At 76.0% G+C, this 3935-nt stretch carries 5 protein-coding genes; 1 reads left to right on the forward strand and 4 read right to left on the reverse strand.

The genetic code is table 11. The annotated features are described in order from the left end of the window. Positions 1-5: 5 nt before the first annotated feature. On the reverse strand, positions 6-1358 hold the full coding sequence (entS, locus tag C6N75_RS29155; protein ID WP_105871842.1) for an enterobactin transporter EntS: 1353 nt from the start codon (positions 1356-1358) through the stop codon (positions 6-8). Then, the gene (locus tag C6N75_RS29160) at positions 1345-1617 is read right to left on the reverse strand and encodes a phosphopantetheine-binding protein (protein WP_105871843.1); all 273 of its coding nucleotides are present in this window, start codon (positions 1615-1617) and stop codon (positions 1345-1347) included. The genes entS and C6N75_RS29160 overlap by 14 nt, the downstream gene beginning before the upstream one ends. A gap of 172 nt (positions 1618-1789) precedes the next feature. Between C6N75_RS29160 and C6N75_RS29165 the strand changes: the two genes are divergently transcribed. Continuing rightward, positions 1790-2296, forward strand: coding sequence for a GNAT family N-acetyltransferase (locus tag C6N75_RS29165; protein ID WP_105871844.1), 507 nt, complete (start codon positions 1790-1792; stop codon positions 2294-2296). A 68-nt stretch (positions 2297-2364) separates the two neighbouring features. On the opposite strand, the gene C6N75_RS29170 is transcribed toward C6N75_RS29165, so the two are convergent. Continuing rightward, entirely contained in the window at positions 2365-2574 is a 210-nt protein-coding gene (locus tag C6N75_RS29170; RefSeq protein ID WP_105871845.1) for an MbtH family protein, read from the reverse strand. After that, positions 2571-3935: condensation domain-containing protein (locus tag C6N75_RS29175; RefSeq protein WP_105871846.1), on the reverse strand; the 1365-nt coding region annotated here is incomplete at its 5' end. The genes C6N75_RS29170 and C6N75_RS29175, both read right to left, overlap by 4 nt.

Consider the following 3935-nt stretch of genomic DNA (forward strand, 5'->3'; position numbering starts at 1 on the left):
GGGTGTCAGCCGGCGGCGGGGGCGGCGGCCGCCCCGTGGGCGCCGGGCGTGGAACCGAGGTCGGCGAGGGCGGGCTCGGCGTCGGCGGGCGGGCCGCCGGCCGACTCGTCGTCCTCCTCGTCCACCGGCAGGGTGGCCTTGCGCAGGCCGGGGATCAGGGCGGCGACCAGCAGGGCCGCGCCGGCGCACACCGCGCCGTTGATCACGGCGGCGCCGCCGGGGCTGAACCAGCGCGCCAGGGCCGCCACCTCGGCGTCGCCGGCCACTCCGCCGGTGGTGCCCTGGGCGGTGATGACGCTGACCATCCGGCCGCGCAGCCGGTCGGGCGTGTTGTGCTGGACCAGCGCGTACTCGAGGATCTCGTACACCGTGCCGGCCGCGCCGCCGACCACCAGCATCACGAAGGCGAGCGCCACATGGCCGCTGAGTCCGAAGCCGATGGTGGAGGCGCCGCCGACGAAGCCGGCGGCCAGCAGCAGCCTGCCGGGGCGGGCGGCCCGGTTGAGCCAGCCGCTGGTGGCCGAGACGGCCACCGCGCCGACGGCCGGGGCGGTGTAGAGCGCGCCTAGCATCACCTCGCTGCCGCCGAGCTGCTTGTCGACCATCTCGGGGAAGAGCACCACCGGCACGCTGAAGACGGCCATCACGCCGCCGAGCACGAGCAGTCCGCCGACGACCTTGTCGCGGGCCGCGTAGCGGAAGGCCACCAGCACCGAGCCGCTGTCCCGCTCCTCGTCGTCGTCCTCGCCCCTGACCGGCGGCAGCGGACGGATCCGGGTGATCAGCAGGGTGGTCACGGCGGTGGTGAACGCGGCGAAGACGAACACCGCGCCGGGACCGGTCAGTCCGAGCAGCACCCCGCCGAGCAGCGGGGCGGTGATCGAGCCGATCTCGCCGGTCAGGGAGATCAGCGCGCCGGCCGCGGGCAGTTGCTCGGGGCGCACCAGGGTGGGCGCGACGGCCATCAGCGCGGTGACGCTGACGCCGGTGGCGAGCCCGTCCCAGGCGACGCAGAGGTAGATCGTCCACAGCGAGGGGTCGGGCAGGTAGGCGTTGAACGCCAGGCCCGCGAAGGCGAGCGCGGCGGCGGCCCGGGCGCAGACGATGAGCGTGCGGCGGTCGGTGCGGTCGGCCATCCAGCCGCCCCACAACGAGCCCAGCAGCACCGTGATGCTCATGATCATGCTGACCACGGCGACGTCCAGGCTGGACTGGTTCAGGTCGTAGACCTGCTTGGCCAGGGCGACGGTGGCCATGCCGAGGCCGAAGAGCGACACCACCCGGGCGATGAAGATGGCCCGGAAGTCCCGGCTGTCGCGCAGCGGGGTGATGTCGATGAGCAGGTCACGCGCTCGCACGGTCGTCCGCTCCCGCCGGATCCAGCAGCACGGCCCAGGCGCGGAGGGTGGGGCGCTCGGCCAGGTCGGCGAAGCCGACGTCGGCGCCGTCCGCGCGCCACTTCTCCAGCAGCGTCATCAGGCGGATGGAGTCCAGACCCTGGTCGAGCAGGCTGTCCTCCGGATCGACCTCGTCGGCTTCGACGTACAGTACGTCGGCGACGTCCTGGGCCAGTCGCTCCTGAGTGAACGTCCGCCGTGCTCCGGCCGTCTCGGCCATCTGGGTCCTCCCCGTGAAGTGTGCGCGGTCTGCGCTTCCGGTCTGCGCCGCGTCGACGACAGCATACCGATTAGGTGAGCCTTACCTAACTATCTATGGTTGTCTTCGTCAAGCCGGGCCGACGGCGTCCGCCCTCCCGCCCGGCCTCCAACACCACGAGAGCGAGAAGCCCTTGACCACGGCGCTGCCCACACCCCGAACCCGCCCGCACGGCGCGGCCGCGGTGGTGCGGCCGGCCACGGCGCGGGACGCCGAGGTGCTGTACCGGCTGTCGCTGGCCTTCGCCCGGACCGGGGCGCTGCGCGAGCGCCCGGCCGCGCTCTACGCCGAGCAGGCCGGGGAGTTCCTCCTCGCCGAGGCCCCGGACGGGACGCTCCACGGGTGCGTCGGGCTGCGCCGCCACCCGGCCGGGCCGGACGCGGGCGCCCCCGCGGTGCTCTTCAACTTCTGCGTGGCGCCCGCCAGTCAGGGCCGCGGCATCGGCTCCGCGCTGCTGCGGGCGGTACTCGACCGGGCCGGGGCCGAGGACGTCACCGCCCTGTTCACCGCCACCACCGGCGGCGGGGAACTCTTCCTGCGCCACGGCTTCCGCCCCGGCGCCCACGGCGCACCCGCTGCCTGGCTGGCCGCGCTCGATCCGGCGCGGGGCTCGGTCGTGCTCGGCCGTACTCTCCGGTAGCGGGCCCGACCGCGCCGCGGCCCGCCCCTCAGGGGCGGGCCGGGCGGATCGCGCGGAAGCCCGCGGTGTCAGGACCGGGCGGCCAGGCTGGCCGGGCGCATGTCGGTCCAGTTCTCCTCGACGTACGCGGCGCAGCCCTGGCGGGAGTCCTCGCCGTGCACCCGGGTCCAGCCCGCGGGCACCTCGGCGAAGGCCGGCCACAGCGAGTGCTGGTTCTCGTCGTTGACCAGGACCAGGTAGCGGGCGTCGTCGTCCTCGAAGGGGTTGGTGGCGGTCATCGGGTCTCTCCTTGCGTGGGTGCCGCCGAGGCGGCCTGGGTGTGGGGAAGGGAAGTCGGTGCGGCGGCCCGGTCCAGTGGCAGGCCGGGCTCGGCCGTGAGCCGCCGCAGCAGCTCGGTGTAGCGCTCGGCGAGCGCGGCCGCGCCGCCGGGACCGTAGCGGGCGGTGTCGGCGTCCACGTCGACGCGCAGCCGCCCGTCGGCGTGCCGGACGGCCGACAGCGACACGTCGTCCACCGGACCGGAGGCCAGCGTCACCACCCGGCCGGTCAGGCCCGCGAAGCGCAACTCGGCGGGGAAGGGCCGCAGGTTGAGCAGCGGGCCAGGGCCGGCCGGCGGCTGCCCGCGGTAGGACTGGTGGCGGCGGACCGCGGTGAACTCGGCCGCCGTGCGGGCCGTCAGCTCCCGGAAGGTCGCCGAGCCGTCCACCGCGATCCGCATCGGCAGCACGTTGACCGCCATGCCCGGCACCCGCAGGGCGCCCGGCGCGGTCCGCGCCATCGCGTACGTCCGGAACACGGCCTCGCCGGCCCCGGTGTCCCGGTGCAGCAGCGCGGCCAGCGCCGCCGTCAGGCCCTCGGCCCACGTGGCGCGCGCCCCGCGCACCGCCGTGGCCAGGCGGGCCGTCTCCTCGGCGTCCAGCAGGACGGTGTGGCGCGCCGTGCCCGGCCCGCCGGCCGCGGGACCCGCCGGGAAGCGGGTGACCGGGGGCCGGTCGGCGTACCGCGCGGCGAAGTGGGCGCGGTCGGCGGCCTCGCGTGCCGATCCGGCGTACCCCCGATCGGCGGCGAGCAGCACCTCCAGCGGGGCGAACGGCGACGGCGGCGGCTCCGCGCCGCGTACCAGCGCGGTGTACAGCTCGGCGATCCGGCCGGACAGCAGCGCCACCCCGTAGCCGTCCACGGCCAGATGGTGGAAGTAGGAGAACAGCAGGTGCCGGCCGTCGCCGACCCGGACCAGCACGGCGCCGGTCAGCGCGGGCGGCGGGCCGTCCCCGGCGGACAGCCTCAGCCGGGGCGGGCAGGCCAACTGGTCGCGTACGAGGTCCACCGCGGCGGCCACCGGGTCGGCCGCGCCCGAGGTGTCCAGCCGGGGCAGCCGCCAGCCGCCGGCGTCGAAGGCCAGCCGCTCCTGCCGGATCCGGCCGCCCTCCTCGTACAGCCTCAGGTGCAGCCCGGGGGCCTCGGCGAGGGTGCGGCCGACGGCCCGCTGGAGCAGCGCGGTGTCCAGCGGCCCGCTCAGGTCGATGTACTGCCCGACGTTGTACGACGGGTCGTCGGGGGCGGCGCGCTGCGCGGACAGCACACGGGCCTGCGCCGCCGTCAGTTCCAGGGGCGCGGTCGTCGTGGGGGCGGGGGGCAT

This window comes from Streptomyces solincola, from assembly GCF_002982015.1.
In the GTDB taxonomy this organism is placed as follows: Bacteria; Actinomycetota; Actinomycetes; order Streptomycetales; family Streptomycetaceae; genus Streptomyces; species Streptomyces solincola.

Coding starts and splice junctions, on each gene's coding strand:
- C6N75_RS29160 (WP_105871843.1), bottom strand. CDS start 1,617: ATGGCCGAGACGGCCGGAGCACGGCGGACGTTCACTCAGGAGCGACTG.
- C6N75_RS29170 (WP_105871845.1), bottom strand. CDS start 2,574: ATGACCGCCACCAACCCCTTCGAGGACGACGACGCCCGCTACCTGGTC.